This is a genomic window from Chryseobacterium sp. SORGH_AS_0447, assembly GCF_030818695.1.
Lineage (GTDB): Bacteria > Bacteroidota > Bacteroidia > Flavobacteriales > Weeksellaceae > Chryseobacterium.
Window position 1 is genome coordinate 4,254,155 of the sequence record NZ_JAUTAR010000001.1, and the last position, 24,727, is coordinate 4,278,881.

Annotated in this window: 20 protein-coding genes and 1 pseudogene; 15 read left to right on the top strand and 6 right to left on the bottom strand. The window is 40.0% G+C overall.

Annotation, left to right across the window (positions count from 1 at the left end):
- Nucleotides 1-854: 854 nt before the first annotated feature.
- The 3 genes and pseudogenes from QE422_RS19385 to QE422_RS19395 form a co-directional block, all read right to left on the bottom strand.
- Entirely contained in the window at nucleotides 855-1,688 is an 834-nt protein-coding gene (locus QE422_RS19385) for an endonuclease/exonuclease/phosphatase family protein (RefSeq protein ID WP_307462003.1), read from the bottom strand.
- 171 nt (nucleotides 1,689-1,859) lie between these two features.
- Nucleotides 1,860-4,059 (bottom strand): annotated as a pseudogene (locus QE422_RS19390) (M1 family metallopeptidase).
- Nucleotides 4,060-4,202: 143 nt separating this feature from the next.
- On the bottom strand, nucleotides 4,203-5,084 hold the full coding sequence (locus QE422_RS19395; RefSeq protein ID WP_307462004.1) for an SDR family oxidoreductase: 882 nt from the start codon (nucleotides 5,082-5,084) through the stop codon (nucleotides 4,203-4,205).
- A 245-nt stretch (nucleotides 5,085-5,329) separates the two neighbouring features.
- On the opposite strand from QE422_RS19395, the gene QE422_RS19400 reads away from it, so the two are divergent.
- Both QE422_RS19400 and QE422_RS19405 read left to right on the top strand, forming a co-directional pair.
- Entirely contained in the window at nucleotides 5,330-6,964 is a 1,635-nt protein-coding gene (locus QE422_RS19400; protein WP_307462006.1) for a DUF1800 family protein, read from the top strand.
- A gap of 4 nt (nucleotides 6,965-6,968) precedes the next feature.
- Nucleotides 6,969-8,588 (top strand): DUF1501 domain-containing protein, encoded by a 1,620-nt coding sequence (locus tag QE422_RS19405; RefSeq protein ID WP_307462008.1) that lies wholly within the window; start codon nucleotides 6,969-6,971, stop codon nucleotides 8,586-8,588.
- A 77-nt stretch (nucleotides 8,589-8,665) separates the two neighbouring features.
- Here QE422_RS19405 and QE422_RS19410 read toward each other — a convergent pair whose 3' ends face one another.
- Complete coding sequence (locus QE422_RS19410) at nucleotides 8,666-9,079, bottom strand: DUF1573 domain-containing protein (RefSeq protein ID WP_307462010.1); 414 nt, start codon at nucleotides 9,077-9,079, stop codon at nucleotides 8,666-8,668.
- Between the two features lie 156 nt (nucleotides 9,080-9,235).
- Between QE422_RS19410 and QE422_RS19415 the strand changes: the two genes are divergently transcribed.
- The 3 genes from QE422_RS19415 (at nucleotide 9,236) to QE422_RS19425 (ending at nucleotide 13,918) form a co-directional block, all read left to right on the top strand.
- Nucleotides 9,236-10,483: a sensor histidine kinase KdpD gene (locus QE422_RS19415; RefSeq protein ID WP_307462012.1), complete on the top strand. Its 1,248-nt coding sequence runs from the start codon at nucleotides 9,236-9,238 to the stop codon at nucleotides 10,481-10,483.
- A 14-nt stretch (nucleotides 10,484-10,497) separates the two neighbouring features.
- Nucleotides 10,498-11,178 (top strand): response regulator transcription factor, encoded by a 681-nt coding sequence (locus tag QE422_RS19420; protein WP_307462014.1) that lies wholly within the window; start codon nucleotides 10,498-10,500, stop codon nucleotides 11,176-11,178.
- A gap of 433 nt (nucleotides 11,179-11,611) precedes the next feature.
- Nucleotides 11,612-13,918, top strand: coding sequence for a GH92 family glycosyl hydrolase (locus QE422_RS19425; protein WP_307462017.1), 2,307 nt, complete (start codon nucleotides 11,612-11,614; stop codon nucleotides 13,916-13,918).
- 79 nt (nucleotides 13,919-13,997) lie between these two features.
- On the opposite strand, the gene QE422_RS19430 is transcribed toward QE422_RS19425, so the two are convergent.
- The gene (locus QE422_RS19430) at nucleotides 13,998-14,375 is read right to left on the bottom strand and encodes a helix-turn-helix domain-containing protein (protein WP_307462019.1); all 378 of its coding nucleotides are present in this window, start codon (nucleotides 14,373-14,375) and stop codon (nucleotides 13,998-14,000) included.
- 111 nt (nucleotides 14,376-14,486) lie between these two features.
- On the opposite strand from QE422_RS19430, the gene QE422_RS19435 reads away from it, so the two are divergent.
- A complete protein-coding gene (locus QE422_RS19435) occupies nucleotides 14,487-15,092 on the top strand; it encodes an FMN-dependent NADH-azoreductase (RefSeq protein WP_307462022.1) in 606 nt (201 codons plus the stop codon).
- Between the two features lie 60 nt (nucleotides 15,093-15,152).
- On the opposite strand, the gene QE422_RS19440 is transcribed toward QE422_RS19435, so the two are convergent.
- Nucleotides 15,153-16,484, bottom strand: coding sequence for a dihydroorotase (locus QE422_RS19440; protein WP_307462025.1), 1,332 nt, complete (start codon nucleotides 16,482-16,484; stop codon nucleotides 15,153-15,155).
- Nucleotides 16,485-16,650: 166 nt separating this feature from the next.
- Here QE422_RS19440 and QE422_RS19445 point away from each other — a divergent pair, with 166 nt between their 5' ends.
- From QE422_RS19445 to QE422_RS19485, 9 genes are all read left to right on the top strand, one after another.
- A complete protein-coding gene (locus QE422_RS19445) occupies nucleotides 16,651-18,069 on the top strand; it encodes a lipopolysaccharide biosynthesis protein (RefSeq protein ID WP_307462028.1) in 1,419 nt (472 codons plus the stop codon).
- A 150-nt stretch (nucleotides 18,070-18,219) separates the two neighbouring features.
- Nucleotides 18,220-19,236, top strand: a complete 1,017-nt coding sequence (locus QE422_RS19450; protein ID WP_307462030.1) for a sugar phosphate nucleotidyltransferase — start codon at nucleotides 18,220-18,222, stop codon at nucleotides 19,234-19,236.
- A 105-nt stretch (nucleotides 19,237-19,341) separates the two neighbouring features.
- A complete protein-coding gene (locus QE422_RS19455; protein WP_307462033.1) occupies nucleotides 19,342-20,187 on the top strand; it encodes a DUF4292 domain-containing protein in 846 nt (281 codons plus the stop codon).
- Complete coding sequence (locus QE422_RS19460; RefSeq protein ID WP_307462035.1) at nucleotides 20,184-21,749, top strand: peptidoglycan DD-metalloendopeptidase family protein; 1,566 nt, start codon at nucleotides 20,184-20,186, stop codon at nucleotides 21,747-21,749. Before QE422_RS19455 ends, QE422_RS19460 begins: the two co-directional genes overlap by 4 nt.
- Before the next feature lie 30 nt (nucleotides 21,750-21,779).
- A complete protein-coding gene (locus QE422_RS19465) occupies nucleotides 21,780-21,986 on the top strand; it encodes a twin-arginine translocase TatA/TatE family subunit (protein ID WP_307462038.1) in 207 nt (68 codons plus the stop codon).
- A 14-nt stretch (nucleotides 21,987-22,000) separates the two neighbouring features.
- A complete protein-coding gene (locus QE422_RS19470; RefSeq protein ID WP_307462041.1) occupies nucleotides 22,001-22,615 on the top strand; it encodes a DUF4254 domain-containing protein in 615 nt (204 codons plus the stop codon).
- Nucleotides 22,612-23,070 carry a hypothetical protein gene (locus QE422_RS19475; protein ID WP_307462044.1) on the top strand — a complete coding sequence of 153 codons (459 nt, stop codon included), beginning with the start codon at nucleotides 22,612-22,614 and terminating at the stop codon, nucleotides 23,068-23,070. The genes QE422_RS19470 and QE422_RS19475 overlap by 4 nt, the downstream gene beginning before the upstream one ends.
- A gap of 16 nt (nucleotides 23,071-23,086) precedes the next feature.
- Nucleotides 23,087-23,683 (top strand): GTP cyclohydrolase II, encoded by a 597-nt coding sequence (gene ribA, locus QE422_RS19480; protein WP_307462045.1) that lies wholly within the window; start codon nucleotides 23,087-23,089, stop codon nucleotides 23,681-23,683.
- Nucleotides 23,684-23,824: 141 nt separating this feature from the next.
- A complete protein-coding gene (locus tag QE422_RS19485) occupies nucleotides 23,825-24,364 on the top strand; it encodes a hypothetical protein (protein ID WP_307462048.1) in 540 nt (179 codons plus the stop codon).
- Nucleotides 24,365-24,727 lie beyond the last annotated feature (363 nt).

A 24,727-nucleotide genomic window follows, 5' to 3' on the forward strand; every position in this document is an offset into this window, starting at 1 on the left:
TTTCCACAAAAATATTTATCCCACTTTTGCCAATATGGATAAGTACGATCATCCTCTTATCTGATAACACTAATACGATGTCGAGATTCCTACGGAATGACAAACTTTGAGCTGTATGTTTAAATTCGCATTCTGACAGCTTTATTGTTTCTAGATAATCCAAACATGATTTTTTTACATGCACGATTTAATACTATGTTGAGATTCTTGCGGAATAACAAACTTTGAGCTGTATCTTTAAATTCGTATTCTGACAGCTTTATTGTTTCTAGATAATCCAAACATGATTTTTTTACATGCACGATTTAATACTATGTTGAGATTCCTGCGGAATGACAAACTTTGGGCTGTATCTTTAGATTCGTATTCTGACAGCTTTATTGTTTCTAGATAATCCAAACATGATTTTTTTACATGCACGATTTAATACTATGTTGAGATTCTTGCGGAATAACAAACTTTGAGCTGTATCTTTAAATTCGTATTCTGACAGCTTTATTGTTTCTAGATAATCCAAACATGATTTTTTTACATGCACGATTTAATACTATGTTGAGATTCCTGCGGAATGACAAACTTTGGGCTGTATCTTTAGATTCGTATTCTGACAGCTTTATTGTTTCTAGATGATCCAAACATGATTTTTTTACATGCACGATTTAATACGATGTTGAGATTCTTGCGGAATGACAACTTTGCGTTTAATCTTTTAGCTGGTATTTTACAGGAGCTTTGTAATTCGGTAGGAATCCGAACACGAATCTTTCCACTATCCGATTTACGGAAAATAAAAAAGCGCATTTTGAGATGCGCTTTTTAATGGTATGGAAATACTAGTTTTATTTAAACCTTTATTATTTCACAAACTGCAATTCCGCCAATACCGGAAAGTGGTCTGAAGGATACAGCAGGTTTTCTCTTCGGTCATTGATATGACGGTGGGATTTTATCCTGAACCCTTTTACAAAAATATAATCGATTCTTTCTTTTGGAACTTCATTCACATTGAATCCGGTGAACGTTCCTTTTGGTCCGTAATGTTTCGTTTCGGAATGGTAGAAAGAGTCCTGTAAGTTTTTCGACATAATTTTAATCGGTTCCGAATCTTCCGTCAGGTTGAAATCTCCGCTTACGGTGACCGGTAAATTTTTAGGATTGATCTCCTTGATTTTCTTCAGGATCAGTTCCGAAGATCTTACCCGTGCCACATTTCCGACATGATCAAAATGAAGATTAAGCGCCATAAATTCCTTTCCTGATTTTTTATCTTTGAAAACCGCATAAGTACAAATCCTGTTCAAAGCGGCATCCCATCCTTTCGACGGCTTTTCCGGCGTTTCGGAAAGCCAGAAGGTTCCGGAATTAACGACCTTTAGCCTATCCGTATCATAAAAAATTGCTGAGAACTCGCCTTTTTCTTTTCCATCATCCCTGCCTACACCTACATAATCGTAATTCTTCAGACCGTTCTTGATATCTTTCATCTGCTCCGGCAGCGCTTCCTGTACTCCGAAATAATCTGGATGATAGTACGTCAGCAGATCCGCCACATCCTCTTTCCGGTTGGTCCAGGAATTTTCCTTATCCGAATCCACATTCAGCCTGATATTGAAGCTCATTACTTTGAGGTCCTGTGAAAAGCCACATGCAAAAGCCAATAGAAATACGATTGAAAATTTTAAGTTCATTATTTTTACTTTAAAGATCAGACAAAAATAGAAATTATGTCTCAGAAAGAGACTATAAAGCCTGAAGTTTCCTGTTATATTTCGTTCATAAAAAAAGCTCCGGAATTGTACCGGAGCTTCACTATTTAAATATCATGCAAATTATGAATACATGATGCTGCAGGATTAAAATTATTCTTTGGTAAACTTAAATTCTTTCCCACCCTGATTGAAAGTGATGGTTTTCTTATCCTTGCTGAAGATCATGGATATCTGCGCCATTTCAAAGGTGAAGGTATTATCCCCGGTATATTCCAGCGGAAAAGCCTGCTGGCCGGTAGCCTGAGCATACAATTTATTATCTTTCTCCGTAAATGTAATTTTCAATGGAAGATCTTTGCTGCCGTAAGTTCCGGTGAAGTCTTTAATGTTAATTTTTTCCATAGGTTTTGCCTGAGCAGAAGTCCATGTGTTATTTTTGGCATCTACGTCCGGAATCTTGGAATTCGGATCCAGTTTTACCATATCGATCTCTTTATTGGAGTCGATTTTAAAGGTCCATTCCTTATTTCTTTTCCACACTTCAATCGGCAGTTTCACCATCTGTTCGGTTCCGTCTTTGAACTTCACCTGAACAGTGGTTGGCATTGGCAACTGTCCGATATTTTCAACAGTGATCTGAGCTCCGTTTTTAAAGTCCCCATTCACATATTTTACGTTTTTCACCGCCTGATCGATTTTCCACTTGTTGATGAACCAGCCTCTCCAGAACCAGTTCAGCTCCTCACCGGAAACATTTTCCATGGTGTGGAAGAAATCCCAAGGCGTTGGATGTTTGAACGCCCATCTTTCGATATAGGTTCTAAAAGCTTTATCAAATTTTTCAGGTCCCAAAATAGATTCCCTCAACATACCAAGACCAAGCCCCGGCTTGAAATAAGCCAGGATCCCGATGCTGTTTTCTTTCATATTGTCCGGTCCCACCATGATCGGCTCAAAATTGTCATTCATCAGGAAAGCCCCCATCTGAGCTACATTTTTCTTTTCAGCATATTCCCCTTTGTTGAAAGCATCCGTTGAAAGTTCGTTGATAAACGTGTTGAACCCTTCATCCATCCAGGCAAACAGCCTCTCGTTGGAACCTACAATCATCGGGAACCAGTTGTGTCCGAATTCATGATCGGTAACACCCCAAAGTTCGCTTCCTTTGGAATTCATGTGGCAGAACACAATTCCCGGATATTCCATCCCGCCTTCGTTTCCGGCCACGTTGGTAGCAGCAGGATAAGTGTACGGATACCATTTTGCAGAATAATGTTCGATCGCCGCTTTCGTATATTCGGTGGATCTTCCCCAGGCATTCTGCCCGGCACTTTCTACAGGATACGCCGAAATAGCCATCGATTTTTTACCATTCGGAAGATTTATCTTTGCCGCATCCAGGATAAACGCAGGAGAAGAAGCCCATGCAAAATCCCTGGCCTGGGTAATTTTGAATTTCCAGGTTTTCGTACCGGTCTGCTGGTTTTTCCCGATCTCGGATTCCGGACGGACCATCACCGTTTTATCACTATTCGCAGCCTGCTCCCAACGGCTGTTCTCCTCTCTGGAATAAACGTCTTTCGGGTTCAGCAATTCGCCTGAAGCCACCACATAATGGTTGGCAGGAACGGTAATATTTGCGGTAATGTCTCCATATTCCAGATAGAATTCGGATGCTCCCAGATAAGGCATTGTATTCCAGCCCAGCACATCATCATAGACACACATTCTCGGATACCACTGGGCAATGGTATAAATTTTACCGTTTTTCGTATCCTGGATTCCCATCCGGTCGGAGCCGTATTTCGGAGAAAGGAAAGAATATTCTATTTTGATTTTAGCCACGCCGCCCTGCGCCTTCAGTTCGGAAGGAAGATCGATTTGCATCCGGGTATCGGTAATGGTATACTTTACGTCTTTGCCGTCCAGCTTTACGGATTTTATTTTGTATCCTCCTTCAAATTCCTCACCGTGCGCCCCGTTTCGGCTTCCCGACATCGGCACCACTGCGTTTCCTCTTGAATCTTTTGCAAATAAATTCTGGTCCAGCTGCAGCCACAGAAAAGCTAATTTATCTGTACTGTTGTTGGTATAGGTAATTTCAGCAGTTCCTGTAATTTCATCTTTGGCTTCATTGAGGCTCACATTTAAATTTATAGCTCGCCGAATTCTGCCAGTAGGCATAACCGGGCTGTCCGCTTGCGGATCTCGTCGGTGTACCGGTCTGGGTATAGAAAAACGGCTTGAAGGCTTCTACATAATCATATTTCGGAGCTTCCTGAGCATAAGAATTTCCTGCAAAAGCAAAAATTGCAACGGCAGAAAGCAAATTGGGAAATTTTATTTTCATTAGATAAAAGATTTGAACATTTAAAAATAGGTAAAGAAAATATCAGACTTGTTACAAATAAAATGAAAATATCAGAAATTTTTATTTCTAATGGCGAATGAAAAAAGAAAATCCCTGATCCTATTAGTAATCAGGGAAGATATTTAGTTTGATTTTTTCGATTTAATCATTGCTTCCAGCGCATCCCACATTTCCTGCGGAATATCTTCCAGCATATTGAATTCTCCGGCGCCCTGTAGCCATTCGCCACCATCGATCGTCACCACTTCCCCATTCATGTAGGCTGAATAATCGGATACCAGATAAGCAGCAAGGTTAGCCAGCTCCTGATGTTCGCCTACTCTCCTCAGCGGTACTTTTTTCCGCATATCGAATTTCTCCTGAAGGTCTCCCGGCAACAGCCTGTCCCAGGCTCCTTTCGTCGGGAACGGTCCCGGAGCAATGGCGTTGAAACGGATTCCGTATTTGGCCCACTCTACCGCCAAGGATCTTGTCATGGCCAATACCCCGGCTTTTGCACAGGCCGACGGAACCACATAGGCAGAACCCGTCCAGGAATAGGTGGTCACAATATTTAAAACCGTTCCCGGTGTTTTGGAATCGATCCAGTGTTTCCCGATGGAAAGGGTACAGTTTTTTGTTCCTTTTAATACAATATCCAAAATGGAATCGAAGGCAGAATGGGTAAGCCTTTCGGTAGGGGAAATAAAATTTCCGGCAGCATTATTCAACAGGATATCAATTCTTCCGAATTCTTTCAGAGTTGCTTCTTTCATGGCTTCTACCTCATCCCAGTTCCGCACGTCGCAAGCTACACAAAGTACTTTGCCTCCGGTTTCTTCTTCCAGTTCTTTGGCCGTCCCTTGCAGTTTCTCCAGGTTTCTGGAGGTAATGACTACTTTGGCGCCCAGTTCGAGAAAATATTTGGTCATGGCTTTTCCCAGGCCGCTTCCGCCTCCGGTTACAATGGCTACTTTATCTTTTAAAGCTCCTTCACGAAGCATAGGTTGTGTATAGAGATTCATAATTCTGTATTTAATGTCGGTGGACTTCTCTTCTGTTCGTCACCGTGTGTCCCGTAAATTTACTATAAATATTTATTTCTCCCGACTAAAAAACTATGTAGGATATACAAAACCTTTTCCCCAGCAATACAAAACACCGATAATTCAACATATCAATAAACTTAATATTAAAATCACATTAAATTTAAATTAAAAATACCATATTACTATTAAAATTGTAAATTTGTTCAAAAATACAAACCATCATGCCAAGCCTTACTCCCAAAACCAATGTCCTGGGATTTTCGAATGCCTATCATCTTCTGAGACGGACTACCTACAATATCACAAAGGCAAAAATTCTCGACTTTGCGACCAAGACGCCACAGCAGGCCCTTTCGGAATTGTTTACCTTCAGCAATCCGGTTCCGTCTTCACCACTTAACAATATTGGGGAAACCATTGTTCCCACCGCATCAAACCCAACGATTACGGACAGCCAGAATACAGTGAACAGTGTAAAATATGATCTTTACTGGTGGCTGCACAGTGCCTTAAAAGATCCTTCAGCACAGCACAAAATCGTTTATTTTCTACACATCCTGTTTGTAACGGATGACGGCGCTTCTTTCTGGACAAATTTCGATTACCGGGAACTCTTGAGGTTTCATGCCAATGGCAGCCTTAAAGATCTCGCGATAAGGGTAACCCAAAATGCGAGAATGCTGATGTTTTTAAATAATAACCTGAACCAGAGCAACAGCCCCAATCAGAATTATGCCCGGGAGTTTTTGGAGCTTTTCACGATTTTAAAAGGTCCTCAGATCGCTACAGGAAATTATACGAATTATACGGAAACCGATGTACAGCAGGCAGCAAGGGTGCTTACCGGCTTTTCACTTACTTCGTCCATCCACCTGGATAAAACGGCAAGGCTCAATTCCCTGGATCCTGTTACCAACATCCCTACCGGCCAGGTAAAAGTAAATACCCATGATACCGGAAACAAAACGTTTTCTTTGGCTTTCAATGCCCAATCGATTACGGGAGGAACCACGGAAGCAACCATTAAAACGGAGCTTCAGAACTTTGTGACGATGATTTTTGATAAAGATGAAACCGCAAAGGCCTATTGCCGGAGAATGTACCGCTATTTTGTCGGAAGACAGATTACTTCGGACATAGAAACGGATATTATCGTTCCTCTGGCTGCTTCACTGAAAGCCGATAACTACAATATTATCCCAACACTTACCACCCTTCTCAAGAGCAAGCATTTTTATGATGAAGAGGACAGCATTACAGGAGATCAGACCATTGGAAACATTGTAAGAAACCCGGTAGAGCTTTATTTTCATCTGTTTTCCCTGCTTAATCTTCAGCTTCCTTCGTATACTGCCAATCCGTCGGCCATACATAGCCTGATGGGCGTGGTAAGTAATTACTCGTCCAATATGGGAATGCCGGTCTTCAGTCCGCAGTCGGTGAATGGATATGCAGCTTACTCAAGCAGCCCGAACTATGATAAAAACTGGATCACGACTTCCTCACTTAGGATACGGTACAACAACACCATCGATTTCTTTATCAACGGGCTTACCTACAACGGCTTTACTTTTAAACTGAATAATGCCGCATTTGTAAAAGACAGCGGGTATTTTTCAAATCCGGCAAATGCAGATACCCTGGTCACGGAATTTCTGCAGATGATGTTTGTGGAGGTGCCGGACGGTACGCGGTATGACGAGTTTAAAACGATTTTCCTTAACAATTTAAGCCCGATCAACTGGCAGAATGAATGGAACAACTACACCAGCTCCGGAAATGCAAACAATGTAAAAATCCCGATCGACCGGCTGGTGAAAGCAATCATCAAATCTCCTGAATTCCAAATACTCTAAGATCATGAACAGAAAAGACTTTTTAAAATTAGTTTCTCTCGCAGGAGTAGGTGCTCCTTTTTACCTCAACGGAATGCCGTCCAGGTTTATGAATCAGTTTTTGGATTTTCAGCTGAGCTGCGACGTTGTAAACGACCGCTCCCTGGTCATTCTGAGGCTTGCCGGAGCAAATGACGGGCTCAATACGGTAATCCCGGTGAGCCAGTACAGCACCTATGCCGCGCTGCGTCCGAACATTAAGATCAACAGTTCGGGAACCGGAAGCTATATTCCGCTGGACAGCACGGTGGCCTCCGGCAAGCTTGTCGGACTGAATCCTTCCATGACCGGATTTAAAAACCTGTATGATTCCGGAAAGCTTTTATTAATGAATGGCGTAGGATACCCAAACCCAAATTATTCGCATTTCCGCTCGGAAAACCTGATGTTCTCAGGGAAGGACGGTTCTGTCAATTCGGATCTGCTGGACGGGATATTCGGAAGGTATCTGGGTGCCCTGTATCCGGGATTAGCCGGAAATCCAACCACACTGAATCCGGATCCGCTGGCCATACAGATGGGCAACCTTAATCCATGTCTGTTTTACGAGCATACGACAGAGAAAAACATCGAATATAATATGACGGGCTTCCAGTCCACTGTTTTCAGCAATTTAAACCTGGTAAATTCTGAATACAACGATCTTTTAAGCTACATCAAAGGTGTTGCTGCCAGTATGGATGCTTATTATAACCGGGTAATGCAGGTTTTCAATGCGGGAAATAATTCCACGACTACCTATCCTAATTCTTCGCTGGGCAAACAGCTGAAAACGGTTGCGAGAATGATTAAAGGCGGAAGTAAAACGAAAATATTCCAGGTAAATCTAAGCGGATTCGATACCCATGTCAACCAGGTACAAGCCGGAAGCACCCATTTGGGAACCCATGCGAATCTTTTGGGAGATATTGCCAATTCGGTTGCCGCTTTCCAGGCGGATATTCAACAGCTCGGTATTGCCGATAAGATCATGACCGTTACGTTCAGTGAGTTCGGAAGGCAGGTCCGAGAAAACGGAAGCACCGGAACCGATCATGGCGACCTGGCACCGTTCTTTGTGATCGGTAACGCTGCGGCAGCAGGTATTTTAGGCGACCACCCGGTATTTACCAATCAGACTAGCTTTTACTACAACCAGAACCAGCGGAGATACGATTACCGGCAGATCTTTGCTTCACTTCTTCAGGACTGGCTGGGCGCAAGCACCAGTTTGATGGTAACTTCCGAGCTCGATTATTATGTCACCGGAAACCAGAAAGTTGATGTAATTTCCAATGCACAGAAAGCAGGAACGGTTTGTTCCACCACCCTGGGCACTTCCAACGTGACTTCAGAAAAAGGCATCAAAGTCTACCCGGTGCCGGCAAGCCAGTATATTTACGTAGATGTTGAAAACAGAAGAAATACGGAAATAAAATACCAAATGCTCGATATGAGCGGAAGGGTTATTCTTCAGCGTGCGGAAAGGTCGGTTTCCGGCCGTATCGAAATTAATGTTTCATCAGTTCCGCAAGGAAATTACATCCTGAAACTTACGATGGATACAGAGGAAATCAGCAAAAAAGTGATGGTTTCGCATCATTAATCAACAAACCGCTTGTCAATTAAATAAAAACAGCCTGATCAAATGATCAGGCTGTTTTTATAACAAGATTAAATTAATTAAGAAGCCACTACCGTTCCTTTGAACGAAAGGGTCTTAGGTGTTTTGCTGTCGCTTGTCGTAACGTTTACCGTTTTCATAAACGGTCCTGCGTTCGCTGCATTATAGCTCGCTTCCACAAATCCTACTTTTCCAGGAAGGATAGGTGTTTTGGTATAGTTTGCTGTTGTACAACCACATGAAGGCGCTACGTTTTCAATGATGATCGGCTTTTTTGAAGTATTAGTAAACTCAAATCTGATCAGTTTCGGTTTTCCCTGAGGAATATTTCCTACTTCAATGGATTCTGATTTCCATTTGATGGCGTCTGCCAATACTTTTACTACAGGAGTACCTTCAGCAGGAAATACATTTGCATAGAAAGGAGAACATGCCATAACCGCTAAAAGCGCAGTAATTTTTAAATTTTTCATGATATACATTTTAATGATGATTAACCGATATTTTCTTTAACAGAACAAATGTAAGCGGAAAATCCGGATATGTCCTGTTAACCGCTCTCAAACATTTGTTAATAAGTTGTTAATGATCAAAAATTAATAATATTTTTGGATAATATTGTCCTGCAAATGGAAATCAAGAAACTCAATATTATCATCACCCTCGGTTTTGTGGCCATTATCGGTATTCTGATCGCACAGCTTCTCTGGACGCGGCAGGCCTATAATCTGGAGGATAAAAAATTCAACCAGACGGTAAATATTGCTTTACTGGAAGTGGTAGAGAAACTTTCCGGCGGAAAAACCTCTTTTACCGAAAGCCCCGTGCAGAATATTTCCAATGATTATTATGTGGTGAACATCAATAACGAGTTTCACCCTGACGTTTTAGAACATTACCTAAAAACTGAATTCACCCGGTTTCAGATCAATACCGATTATGTATACGCGGTTTACAATTGCCACAGCGACAAAATGCTGTACGGAAAGTATATTTCAAAAGATCAGGGCGAATCCAATCATAAGGTTATTAAATTTCCGAAGCACAAAAATCTGGTATATTATTTTTCCATCCGTTTTCCCGATAAAACGACCTACCTCGTCAGTTCGCTGAGGTTTTGGTATCTGCTCACTTTTGCATTGATTGTTATCCTTCTGGTCTACGTTTACTCCATTTATACCATTATCCAGCAGAAAAAATTCTCGGAGCTGCAACGGGACTTCATCAACAATATGACCCATGAGTTCAAAACCCCGCTATCTTCCATCCTCCTTGCTTCGGAAGCACTCAGCAAGCAGGATGCGGTAAAAGAAAGCTCCAAATTGCGGACCTACACTTCCATCATTACGGATCAGGGCAACAAGCTCAACCATCATATTGAGAAAATACTGAATATTGCAAAAAACGATGCATCAGGCTTATCGATGAAACCGCAAAGAATTGTTTTACTGCCTTTTATCCGGGAAATTGCAGAAACCATCAGGCAGAAAAATGAGAATGTTTCCATTGAACTTCACATCGACGAAAACATTTCGGTGATTGCCGACGAGTTTCATTTCGCCAATATCGTTTTCAACATTCTGGATAATTCCATCAAATACTGCGAAACAAAGCCGGTGATTATTATTTCCGCTCATACCGAACAAAAAGGCTTATATTTAAAGTTTAAAGATAACGGAATGGGAATCCCTGCTAAAAATATGCCTCATATTTTTGATAAATTTTACCGGGTAAACACGCCAAAAAGCGAAGAAGTTACCGGTTTCGGACTGGGTTTGTTTTATGTAAAAAAAGTCGTCCGGCAGCACAGCTGGAAAATCTCTGTGGAGAACAACAGTGACAAAGGCATTACAACTACCTTGTTCATCCCTTTTTAGATCTGCAAAATACCATGGAAAAATCTAAAATCCTTTATGCCGAAGATGATCAGACAATTGCTTTCCTGATTCAGGACAGCCTGGAGAATCATTATGACATCTCCTGTTTCTCCGACGGAAAATCTGCCCTAGAAGCCTTTCACCGTGAGGCATTCGACATCTGCCTCCTGGACATCATGATGCCGGAGATGAACGGTTTTGAACTGGCAGAGCATATCCGCAGCAAAAATTCTGAAATCCCTATTATTTTTATTTCCGCAAAAGCGCTGAAGGAAGACCGGATCAAGGGACTGAAAATTGGCGCAGATGATTATCTGGTAAAGCCTTTCAGCATTGAAGAGCTGATCCTGAAGATCGAGGTTTTCCTGCGGCGGTCGAAAAAAGCGACCATTGCTCCACCAAAATATAAGGTTGGGAAATTTGATTTCGATCCTAAAAATTATACGCTACAGGATTCGATCAGCACCACGACCCTCACCCAAAGGGAATCCGAACTGCTCTTTTATTTTATCCGGAACAAAAATACGGTGCTGAAAAGGCAGGACATCCTGAAAGCCATCTGGGGCGATGATGATTATTTTATGGGCCGCAGCCTGGACGTTTTTATTTCGAGGCTGCGTAAAGTGCTTGCCAATGAAGAAAACATTATGATTGAAAACCTTCATGGGATTGGCTTCCGCTTTTCTGAGAAGTAAGTGTTTTTGGCTACACAGGATGAAAAGTGTTTTTGTCTGAGATTCATATTTACAAAAAGAAAAGTACGCTGTAGATTTGCCATCTTACAGGAAGATAGAACTCCTCCGGAGTTCGTTTTGGCGAAATTCCGATATGCATACTACACAGATATTGCTCCTCCGGAGCAAATTCAATTAGATTAAACTATGCCGTGATGGAATATCAGAAATTTATTTTCAGCCTGTTAAAAAGATGAAAAGCGAAACTAATGAATCAGATATAAGTATAGTTTCTCTCAAAAGAATAACAACATGGTATTGTTAATTAACTTCCAGGGAACAATATTTACAAAGAACTTCCAGCATCCTTCATCCCTCTTCCAGCCAATTCTTTCAAATACTCAAACAATAAATCATTATCTTTTAATTTTATATAAATTTACCTTCACAAAAAATGTTATTTATGAAAAGGTCAGGGACTGCTGTTTTTATATTTCTTTTATTTTCCACTTTTTATCTTAAAGCTCAGAACTCCGAAAAACTTTACCGGTATGTAAACCCGTTAATCGGAACGGAAAAAATGGGACACACGTACCCCGGTGCGACCGCCCCATTCGGCGCCGTACAGCTAAGTCCGGAAACCGATACGATTGCGTATGAACTGAACGGCAAGTACAACGGTGAAGTGTATAAATATTGCGCCGGTTACCGGTATGAAGATAAAACCATTGTGGGCTTCAGCTCGACGCATTTCAGCGGAACCGGCCATTCCGATCTCGGGGATTTCCTGATCATGCCGACGGTAGGAAAGTTGCAGCTGAACCCGGGAACAGCTGCTCATCCGGAAAACGGTTACCGAAGCCGGTTTTCACACCAGAATGAAACTGCCGAAGCAGGATATTACAAAGTAAAACTTGACGATCACAATATTCTGGCAGAACTTACAGCAACAACCAGGGTCGGTGTCCACCGCTATACCTTTCCGAAATCCGATCAGGCCCACATCATCCTGGACCTGATGGCTGGAATTTATAATTATGACGGCAAAAATGTGTGGACCTACGTTCGAGTGGAAAACGGGAATACAGTGACCGGCTACCGGCAGACGAATGGCTGGGCGAGAACAAGAACCGTTTATTTTGCCATAAAATTTTCAAAGCCTTTTATTTCTTACGGACAGAAGAATTACGATGGCAGGCAGATCTACAACGGATTCTGGCGAAAATTCGACCAGACGCGAAACTTCCCGGAAATTGCAGGGAAAAACCTGAAAATGTATTTCGACTTCAATACGAATGAAAACGAAGCTATTGAGGTAAAGCTTGCCATTTCACCGGTAAGCCAGGCCAATGCCCTGGAAAACCTGGAAACAGAAACCGGAAACCTGTCTTTTGATCAGGTGAAAACACAAACCCAGGAAAACTGGAATAAAGAACTGAATAAAATCGTCATCAAAGGTTCCGACACCGAGAAAACGAATTTTTATACGGCGATGTATCATACGTTTATTAATCCTACGGTATATACTGACGTTAACGGAGAGTATAAAGGGTTAGATCAGAACATCCATAAAGCGGATGGCTTTACCAATTACACCACTTTTTCGATCTGGGATACGTACCGGGCACTTCATCCTTTCTTTAATATTATCCAGCCTAAACGAAACGGGGATATGGTACAATCGATGATGGCCCACTACAACCAGTTTTCGATGAAAATGCTGCCGATCTGGTCCCATTACGCCAACGACAACTGGTGTATGAGCGGTTATCACAGCGTGAGTGTGGTGGCGGATGCAATTATTAAAGGAAATTACCCGGGTGATGCCAGAGAAGCGTTGAAAGCCTGTGTGGAAACGGCCAATAAAAGAAATTACGAAGGGATCGGACAATACATCGATTTGGGTTATATCCCTGCCGAGAAAAACGGAACTTCGGTTTCCAATACGCTGGAATATGCTTATGACGATTGGGCGATTGCCCAATTAGCAAAACATCTGGGTGAAACGGAAATTTACAATACATTTCTCAAACGCTCTCAAAACTGGAAAAACAATTTTGATAAGAGCATCGGATTTATGCGTCCGCGACTGGTAGACGGAACCTTCAAAAAGGATTTCAATACCCTGAGCACCCACGGACAGGGATTTATCGAAGGTAATTCCTGGAACTACAGTTTCTTTGTTCCTCAAAATCCGGATGAACTGATCCAGATGATGGGTGGAAAGAAAAAATTTGCTTCGAAGCTGGACGAATTGTTTACCATGCATCTGCCGGATGAATTTTTTGCCGATACGGAAGATATTACCCGCGAAGGAATTATCGGCGGTTATGTCCACGGAAATGAGCCGGCACATCATGTCGCATACCTTTACAATTGGGCAGGACAGCCGTGGAAAACCCAGGCGCAGGTAAGAAGGATCCTGGAAATGCAGTATAAAGCCACCCCGGACGGACTTGGAGGAAATGATGACACAGGACAGATGAGTGCCTGGTATATCCTGAGTTCCCTGGGCTTTTATCCGGTAGCTCCGGGTTCGGAAGACTATTCCATCGGAAGCCCGGCAGTTGACAATGCCGTGCTGCATCTGGAAAACGGAAAAACTTTTGAAATCGAAGCCATTAACCAAAGTCCGAAGAATGTATATGTACAGAAAGTCCTGCTGAACGGAAAAGAGATTAAAAATTCTATGCTGAAACATTCGGAAATTATGAACGGTGGAAAGCTGAGCTTTTACATGAACTCTAAGCCTAAGAAATAACATTGGGCTTTACCATACTAAACTTTGTTTAAATAACGACAAAAAAAAAGACTGCATAATTGCAGTCTTTTCTTTATAATCAGGACATTTCCTCTTTAATTTTAATTTTATGAGTCTTCCCCCATTCGGCCAGTGCGCCAATCACCGGTTTCAGCGTTCGGCTGTAATCCGTTGAGATATATTCCACGACGACCGGGGTCTGCTCGGCATGTACAACTCTTTTTACAAAGCCGTTCAGCTCGAGATCTTTTAATTCATTAGAAAGGACCCTGGCAGAAATCCCCTGAATTTTTCTCTGCAGTTCATTAAACCGGATATTCCCGTTTTCCTGCAGGACAATGATAATTTTCAGCTTCCACTTTCCGCCGATCACATAGATGGCATCTTCAACGGAAGCAAGATGTCCCGAACATTCCTGAACCGTCAAAGGCTCTTCAAAACCGACCGTATTTTCCATAAAACTTGACTTATTAACTAACCTAAAGGTTACTGCTAACCTTTTGTTTACTACTAACTTTTGATAAGCAAATGTACATAATTTTGCTAGAGAAATTTTAAATAAAAAATCATGAAAAATATACTTCATATTATTTCAAGTCCGAGAGGAGAAGTATCGGTAAGCCGAAAATTGGGAAATGCGGTGGTAGAAAAAATCCTGGAAAAGTATCCGGATGCGGTGGTAAAAGAGCGCGACCTTACAAAAAGCCAGGTTCCTGTTTTAGAAGAAGTACACATCAATACTTTTTTCTCGCCGCCACAGGATCACTCTCCGGAGCAGCAGGCAATCAACAGTTATTCTGAAGAATTGATCGCTGAACTGAAGGAAGCTCAAATTATCGTTATCGATTCTCCGATGTATAATTTTTCAGTTCCGACAACGCTTAAAGCTTATTTCGATTTTACTTCCCGAGCAGGATATACTTTTAAATATGAAGAAAGCGGACCCAAAGGTTTACTGGACAAGAGTAAGAAATTATACATTGCCTTTACTTCAGGCAACATCTATTCGGAAGGACCTTACCAAATTTATGATTCGAATGTACCTTACATCAAGCACATTTTTGGATTCTACGGGGTGACGGATGTCAGTGTTTTCCGGGCAGAAGGATTATCCATTCCCGGAATCATGGAAACCTCATTGGAAAAAGCAGTTGAAACCATGAAAATCGATTAATAATTCTTTAATGAAGCCAGAAAAAAGCCTTTCAGATTTTGAAAAGGCTTTTTAATTATCTTAAATTTCAAAAAGCAACCGCTCTCCGAATCTTTCCTCGTTAATCTTCCCATTTTCATACACCAGGTTTCCGTTGACAAAAGTATGGGTGACTTTGGAATGGAAATCCATTCCTTCCAACGGACTCCAGCCACATTTGTACAGGATATTTTCTTTGGCAACCGTCCAGTTTTCATTCAGATCAACCAATACCAAATCTGCTTTGTATCCTTCTCTGATGAATCCTCTTTTTTCAATCCTGAACAAGATGGCAGGATTATGCGCCATTTTTTCAACGATTTTCTCCAGAGAGATTTTACCGTTTTTATAATTTTCCAGCATCACCGTCAAAGAATGCTGCACCAACGGCGCTCCGGAAGGGCATTTGGTATACACGTTCTGTTTTTCTTCCCAGGTATGAGGCGCATGGTCGGTGGCAATAACATCGATCCGGTCATCAAGCAAAGCTTCCCACAATCCATCCTTGTCTTTCTGGGTTTTTACAGCAGGATTCCATTTAATAAGACCGCCTTTCGTTTCGTAATCTTCGTTGGTAAACGTCAGGTGATGAACACAGACTTCCGCAGTGATCTTTTTATCTTTCAGTGGGATATCATTTCTGAAAAGTTCGGTTTCCTTTGCTGTCGACAAATGGAAAACATGAAGCCTCGCACCAGTTTTCTTTGCCAGCTCAATTGCTTTTGAGGAAGATTTGTAACAGGCTTCCTCGCTTCGGATGAGGTGATGGAATTTCACGGGAATATCTTCACCGTATTCGTCAATATATTTTTGGGTGTTGGCCTTAATGGTCGCTTCGTCTTCACAGTGAACCGCGATCAGCATTTTGGTATTACTAAAAATATTTTCCAGGGTTTCCGGATTATCCACCAGCATATTTCCGGTAGATGAGCCTAAGAACAATTTGATTCCGGGAACATTTCTGGGATCTGTTTTCAGCACTTCTTCCAGATTGTCATTGGTTCCTCCCATCATAAAACCATAGTTGGCGTATGCTTTTTTGGAGGCAATTTCATATTTATCGGCAAGCAATTCCTGCGTCACGGCGTTCGGAACGGTATTCGGCTGATCGATAAAACTTGTTGTCCCACCAGCAATCGCCGCCTTTGATTCGGTTTCGATGTCGCCTTTATGCGTTAATCCCGGTTCCCGGAAATGCACCTGGTCATCAATCACGCCCGGCAAAAGATACCTGCCTTCGCCATCAATTACCTGATCGGCCGTTTCCGAAATTCCGGACTCTATTTTAGAAATTAAATCGTTTTCAATTAAAATATCGCTTTCAACAATCTTTCCTTCGTTGACGATTTTTACGTTTTTAATTAAGGTTTTCATTTTTACTTTTTTACAATTAGCTAGTACCTGCTCCGGCTTCAACTTTGTCAAAGTTCAGAACTTTGACAAAGTTTTACGTTCCAAAATTAAGGTTTATGAATGAATTTTAGCCCCGCGGATAAAAAATCAATTTCGAAATATTTACATTTGCATAAAATTTCAGATTTTGAAAAAACTTCTCAACGAGACTATTATTTATGGAATCGGGGCTATTATGCCGAGGATTATTGTCGTGCTGTTGAATTATTTATTTATTAAAAATATTGACAACAGTGCATTTGCTATTTTTACCAATCTTTATGCCCTCATATCATTCGTTAATATTGTTCTTTCGTTTGGCTTTGAAACGGCTTATTTCAGATTTTCATCCGATAAGGATAATGAGCAAAAAGTTTTTAATACCTCTTTCTGGTTTCTAACGGGATTATCTACCATTTTTCTTTTATCGGTTTTGCTATTCAATCAACCTATTGCCAATGTCTTCGGATATTCGGCAACACCAGAATACATTAAGTGGTTTGCATGGATTGCGTTTTTTGATAATATTCTTGTCATTCCATTGGCCTGGTTTAGATTTCATAACAGACCTATTAAATATACAGCCATAAGGGTTATCCAGGCAGTTTTTCAAAGTGCTTTTGCCATTGCACTTTTTCTATATATTCCACAGGAATTCAGTTTAAAATTAGGACTAAAAGAAAAAGTTTCTTACCCTTTCTACAGTAATTTGGCAGCCAGTTTTCTAGGAGTATTGCTTGTTCTTCCGGTCATTTTAAAAGTTAAGTTTCAGTTTTCAAAAGAGCTTTTTCAACAGATGATCAAGTATTCATGGCCAATTATGATTGCCGGGCTGGCATTTATGGTAAATGAAAACTTTGACAAATTTATTCAGAAGTTCATCATTGATGACGGTGAGGCAGGAGCTTATGGCGGCTGTTATAAAATGGCCGTATTGATGACGCTTTTTGTAACGGCTTACAGAATGGGAATCGAACCTTTCTTCTTTAAACAGATGAATAACGAAAGTGCTAAAAATACTTACGCAAAAGTAACAGAATATTTTTCATTTTTTGCGTCGGTAGTTGCATTGGGAATTATTGCCAACGTTTCCTGGCTTAAATTACTGCTTGTCCCAAATAATTCTTATTGGATCGCATTAAATATCATCCCTATTATAGTAATTGCCAATCTGTTTTTCGGAATTTATTATAATCTTTCTACATGGTATAAAGTAACCGACAGAACGAGAGTTGGGACTTACATTTCATGGGCTGGTGCCATCATCACCATTATTTTAAATCTTGTATTTCTGAGAAAATATGGATTTATGGTTTCGGCTTGGGTCACGCTTGCAGCTTACTTTACAATGATGGTCATTTCTTATTTTTTAGGTCAGAAATATTATCCTATCCCCTACAGAATGAAAAAGATATCATTTTTTGTAATTCTTCTTGCAATTTTCAGCTATGTCATTGTCGTATTTTTCAATTATAACCTGTGGATTGGTAACCTTTTATTTATTCTGTATACGGGAGTTTTGATCTATTCTGAAAAAGAAATGCTGCTGTCGAAAATCAGAAAATAAGATTTGGTCTTTAATTTGCTGCATTCCGGTGCTGTTCGAAATTAAACAAATATTTAAAACACCTTACAATAAATCTATACAGAAAGCTTTTATTGCTATCTTTAGCAAAAATTAAACGTTCTAAACAAAAAAACATACTCATTATTATCTATGAAAATTATTGTTCCTATGGCTGGACGAGGATCCAGATTACGCCCACATACACTCACTGTTCCGAAACCGCTTATTCCTATTGCCGGAAAGCCAATTGTACAGAGGCTGGTAGAAGATATCGCTAAAGTTGCAGGGGAAGAAATTGAAGAAGTGGCATTTATCATAGGGGATTTCGGTCCGGAAATCGAGAAATCACTTCTCCAGATTGCTGAAAAACTAGGGGCAAAAGGAAGCATATATTACCAAAACGATCCTTTGGGAACAGCTCATGCCATCAAATGTGCAGAACAGTCGATGAGCGGAGATATTGTGATTGCGTTTGCAGATACGCTTTTCCGTGCGGATTTTGTGCTGGATAAAAATTCAGACGGTGTGATCTGGGTGAAAAGTGTTGAAGATCCTTCAGCATTCGGAGTAGTAAAACTGGACAACTATGGTTTCATCACGGATTTTGTTGAAAAGCCGACGACTTTTGTATCCGACCTGGCCATTATTGGGATCTATTATTTCAACAGTGCTGAAAAGCTGATGGATGAAATCAACTATATCATGGATAACAACATCAAGAATGGTGGCGAATATCAGTTGACAACCGCACTGGAAAACCTAAGAGCAAAAGGGGCGAAATTCACGCTGGGTAAAGTAAACGACTGGATGGACTGCGGAAACAAAAATGCTACGGTAGAAACCAACAGCAAGATCCTGGAATATGAAAGAGAAGAAATGAAAAATTATCCTGCTTCTGCACAGATCGAAAATTCCCTTATCATTCAGCCTTGTTTTATCGGGGAAAATGTGAAGATATCCAATTCGAAAGTCGGTCCTGGAGTTTCTCTAGGTAATAACACCATCGTTGTGAATTCCAATATCGAGAATTCATTGATCCAGGAAAACACACAAATCAACCACGGAAATCTTTCCAATTCGATGATCGGTAATTCCGCGCAGTACTTCGGAGTTGCCCGTGAGATTTCATTAGGAGATTATTCCGTTTTGGATTTTTTATCTAAATAATTTCCCGATCAGAAAATATTTAATTTAAATACAGTATATTCAGACCACACAAAACATTTTGTGTGGTTTGGCGTTAATATTGCAACAATTTATCAAATTTCCTACATGAAAAAGTGGATTCCGTTACTTATCCTTACCTTCCTGATTTATAGCTGCAAAGCCCGTAAAACGGCTGTACAGACCAATCAGAATTCAGACAGTACTGCTGTAGCCAATACTGATCCTGACAATATATCCAATGACGGAAAAAATGTAGCGGACCGGTTGGATTTTTATCAGAAAATCTACCTTCATCCTCAGTTCGACCATCTGAAAATCACCAGTAAGATCACGGCGGACAATATCAAAGTAAGCCCTCTTGATGCAATTATTTATATCGAAACCGATAAGAAGATCTGGTCCCGTATCGATTTCCTTTTCTTCAATGCCGCAAGAGCCTTGATTACTCCAGAAGGCATCAAAGCGATGGACAAGTATAACAAAAATTATATCGATTCTGATTTTGATTATTTAAACAATCTTCTGAACGTTAATTTTATTGATTACAAGAATTTGGAAAAGCTATTGCTGGGAAGAACATTTTTTACCATCAGCAACAGAAATGCAAGAATTGTAAAAAACAACGACGGTTATCTGGTGGAATCTATTTCCAATATTAAAATCGCCACAAAGGACGGTGACCGTGAATATAAAATCATGATGCAGTATTCCGATGATTTTGATCTGATGACAGTCAACTTAAGGGATGTCGATTCCAATGATTCCATGCAGATCGACTATAGCAATTGGGAATTACAGCCTAACAATGTGCGGCTCCCAAAAAATGTTAAAATAATTATAAAAGGAAGCAAAAACAGCCAGATTTTAATAGAAAATACGAAATTTGATTTTTCTAGGATGGATACACCCTATTCTGTGCCATCCAGTTATAAGAAAATTGAGATTCAATGATTAAAAAATTTAGCTTTTTAATAGGTATTTTACTGTTCGGATTCCATAATGGGCAGAATCAGAAAAAGGAACAGTTGCAGAAGCAGAATGCTGAACTTAAAAAACAAATTGCACAAATAAATACAGATCTGGCAAAGACGAGAACGGAATCCAAATTGTCCGTAGCTTATCTCGACAATGTTAATAAAAAACTGGCACTCAGGGAAAAGGTGTACACCAATACCCAAAAGGAAAAAAGGTTTATTGAAGACGACATCTACCTTCGTCAGTTGGAAATCAACCGCCAGAACAGAGATCTTAAAGTTTTACGAGACAATTATGCCAAAGTTCTCGTAAATGCTTATAAGAACAAAGGCGTACAGAATAAGGTGACCTTTATTCTTTCTGCTAAAAATCTTGGGGAAGCGATAAGAAGGGTTCAGTATCTGAAGCAATATTCCGATTATCAGGATAAGAAAGCAGCAGAAATTACCAATGCAGCAGAAAAAATAAAAAGAACAATTGCACAAAGGCAGAATTCGGTAAAAGAGAAGGCGAATCTTTTGGTCAATCAGCAGAAGGATCTAACGACCATCAATGCCGAAAGAGCACAAAAGGAGCAATTGGTTACAGAATTTAAAAAGAATGAATCCAAACTTACGGCTGAGCTGAGACAGAAACAGACCCAGTCTAAAGCTTTGGAAGGACAGATCAGAAGCATCATTGCAGAAGAGATAAGAATCGCTAAAGCGGAAGAAGAAGCAAGGAAAAAAGCAGAAGCCGAAAAAATCCGTCTGGCAAAAATTGCCGCAGAGAGGGAAAAAGCGAGAATCGAGGCTGAAGCGAAAGCACGTGCCGAGGCACTGGAAAAAGAAAGACTCGCAGCAGAAGTTGAAGCTAGAAAAGCCCGGGAACTGGCAGATAAGCGTGCAGAGGAAGAAAGAAAACGTAATGCAGAAGCAGCTCGTTCTGAAGCCACCGCAAGGGATGAAGCCCGAAAGGTAGCAGCGAAAAAAGCATCTGACGAAGCCGCTGCAAAAGCAAAAGAAGCTTCAGATAAACTGATTGCAGCAAGAGCAGCAGAAGCAGCACTTACCAAGAAAAAGGAAGATGATAAGAAGGCGGCTGAGAGTAAGGCAATGACGAACTATGGAGTAACTACTGTAGCCGGAAGTAATTTTGCCGATAATAAGGGAAGATTGGGATATCCTGCAGATAAAATCGGCCAGATCACCCACCGCTTCGGAAGACATCCGCATCCTGTTTTTAAAAATATTGATGAGGAAAACAATGGGATTAAAATTTCTGTACCGGCCGGAACGCGTGCAAAATCTGTATTCCCCGGAACCGTATCTTCGGTGCTGGCAAACAGTGACGGAACAAAGACCGTTATGTTGCGACACGGCAATTACTTTACGATCTATTCCAACTTAGGAAGCGTAAGTGTTTCAAAAGGTCAGCAAGTCTCTGCAGGAACGCCGGTTGGAGTGGTTGGACAGGATTTCGATGGAACCTATACCCTTGATTTCCAGGTATGGAACGGAAGTACACCGGTTGATCCATTAGGTTGGGTTTCTTATTAAAAAAAAACTAACTTTGTAAAAATTTTAGAAATGAATACATTAGCAATATTGTCATTATCTTGGCAACACATCCTGATCGTAGCGATCATCCTTCTTTTACTTTTCGGAGGTAAAAAAATTCCTGAATTGATGAGAGGAGTAGGTTCCGGTATCAAAGAATTTAAAGATGCAGTGAAGGAAGAGGACAAACCAGGTTCTGAAAACAAAACCACAAACAATACTCCTTCCGGAAACTAAAAGTCTTATACCCGATGAATTTTACAGAGACTGCATGGAAAGTCTTCAATAAATCTATTGAAGATTATCACGTGTTTGATGACGTTAATGCCCTAATTAATAACCCGTTCGAGAAAGATACTTTGGAACGGATTTTGTATGCAAAGAACTGGATTGATACCGTTCAATGGCATTTGGAAGATATAATAAGAGATGAAAATATTGATCCGGCTGAAGCGCTTTATTTGAAAAGGACAATAGATGCCTCCAACCAGAAAAGAACTGATCTGGTGGAATTTATAGACAGCTGGTTTCTTAAAAAATACGAAGATATAACTCCTAAACCCGATGCAAAGATCAATACTGAAACTGTCGCATGGGCAGTAGACAGGTTATCTATTCTCGCATTAAAGGTTTATCACATGTCGTTAGAAGCCAACAGGGAATCTGCTTCGGAAGAGCACAGAGCCAATTGCCAGGCAAAGCTGGATGTTCTTCTTACCCAGCAGGAAGATCTTTCGACTTCTATTAATCAGTTGCTTGCTGATATTGAGAACGGTGACGTTAAGATGAAGGTGTACAAACAGATGAAGATGTACAACGATGAGAGTCTTAATCCAATCCTTTATCAAAAGGGGCAGCAAAAATGAAACAAATAATTTTTTTTGGAGTACTGATCATCACTATATCTTCCTGTACCACGGAAAAGCCTAACTTCTCTCCGTTATCGAACAGTTTTTATAGTGAAGCTAAAGGTTCGGATTCGGATAAAGAAACGCAGAACAGCATTGAAATGAACGTTAAAGAAAATGTAAATGCTTCTGAAATTTCCAATCTTACCGCAACATTTCCACAATTTAAAATTACAGCTTTAAATACTGAAATTACATCCTTGAAATACAGTCTGCAAAACTATCTGTATGCCATTGATGCCAATAATGTATCCGGAAAAAATAAAGCGTTGAAAGACTTCGAAAAATCTTATAAAAAAATCCAGAAATTAAGACAAAGCCTCAACACCGACGATAACGAAGTTCTTAACAGATATCTGGTAAGGCTGAAAAGCAATGTTTCAGCGATTGAAGATTCTATAAAAAGAAATTAAAACCAACAGGAATTCAATGATTAAAATTCAGGCGGAATCCAACGTTCCTACCGAATACGGAACATTCCGAATGATCGCCCTCTCCGAAAACGAAAACGACTGGATGCCTCATATGGCCATCATCGCAGAACATACGGATTTTTCAAAACCTGTAAATGTGCGTTTCCATTCAGAATGTATTACCGGGGAAGTTTTCCATTCAAAAAAATGCGAATGCGGACAGCAGCTGGATGCTGCTATGAAGTATATCCACGAGAACGGAGGCATCATCATTTATCTTCGTCAGGAAGGTAGAAATATCGGAATCATCAATAAACTGAAAGCGTATTCTTTACAGGAACAGGGATTCGACACGGTAGAAGCCAATCTGAAGCTCGGGCTTCCTGCTGATGACAGAAATTTCGGAGTTGCCATTGAGATTTTAAATTTATTAGGTGTAAAGGACATTAACCTCCTTACCAATAATCCTGATAAAGTAAAATATGTACAGGAAAGCAATATTCATCTCAATGCAAGACTTCCTTTACAGATTCCGGCCAATGAGATCAGCAAAGGATATCTGAAGACCAAGAAAGATTATTTCGGTCATCTGCTGGATGATAATGAAAATTAAATAATAAAAAACGTAAGCATCAAAAGAAAATTCTTTTGATGCTTTTTATTTTTAAAAATTTAAGTTTATAAAGTACGTATGACAAAATATCTCACAATTTAGTGTTTAATTTATTTTTTTTATTTTCGCAAAAAATAAGTTATGAAAAAAACATTATTGGTATTATTATCAATATTTACTTTATTAAATTGTGCCACAAATGATATAATAAATGAAGTAGATAACTCTTCAATTTTACAATCTAATCAACAAACCACATATTTAGCTAAAGAAGCTGCTAAAGGAGTTGGTTTTGATCATGTAATAGTTGATCTTTCATTTACAGATGGAGTAAAAAATGATAACGGCGGTTGTACATTTAAATATATAGCAAGTACTGCTATTGACAGTGATATTCTTGAGTTAACATCTTGCTTTGGTCCTAATCCTATTTATCAAAATAATTATCTTGTTAGAGGATATGGAAAACCTCGTAGAGCTATGTATGGTGAAAATTGGTGGGGAGTTCTATTAGAAGCTACAAATAAAGGAAAAACAGTAATAAATCGAGGAGTATCAGAATTGATAAATGATGATACTTCTAAAGCAATTTCAATTGAATATCCATTCGAAAAAAATGCAACATATCAGGTAATTTTGACAACTGAAATAAAAGATGTAATTTATAATATAAAAAATTGACATTTATACATATAATGATGATAAATTTGATATAGATCAAAGCGAAGCTTTTCCAACAATTATAGTAGAATTAAAATCGACACCTGATATAATAGGACCTGATCCCTGCTCAGATAGGCCTACTGTACCTACTGTTTTTTCTTCTGAACCTAATTACTATAAAAAGCAAAAAGCAGAAATTATCAACAGGATAAAGGAACAAAAGGAATTTGTCTATAATTTTTCTACTTTGGAATCCAAGAATGGATTACTAATTTATTTCCTACCAGAAAAATCTGAAAGAGGAGCGTCATATGTACCACAAAGTCATTTTTCAATGGATCTAAAACATGTAAAAGTTATTAAAAAGGCTTATGATGCTAC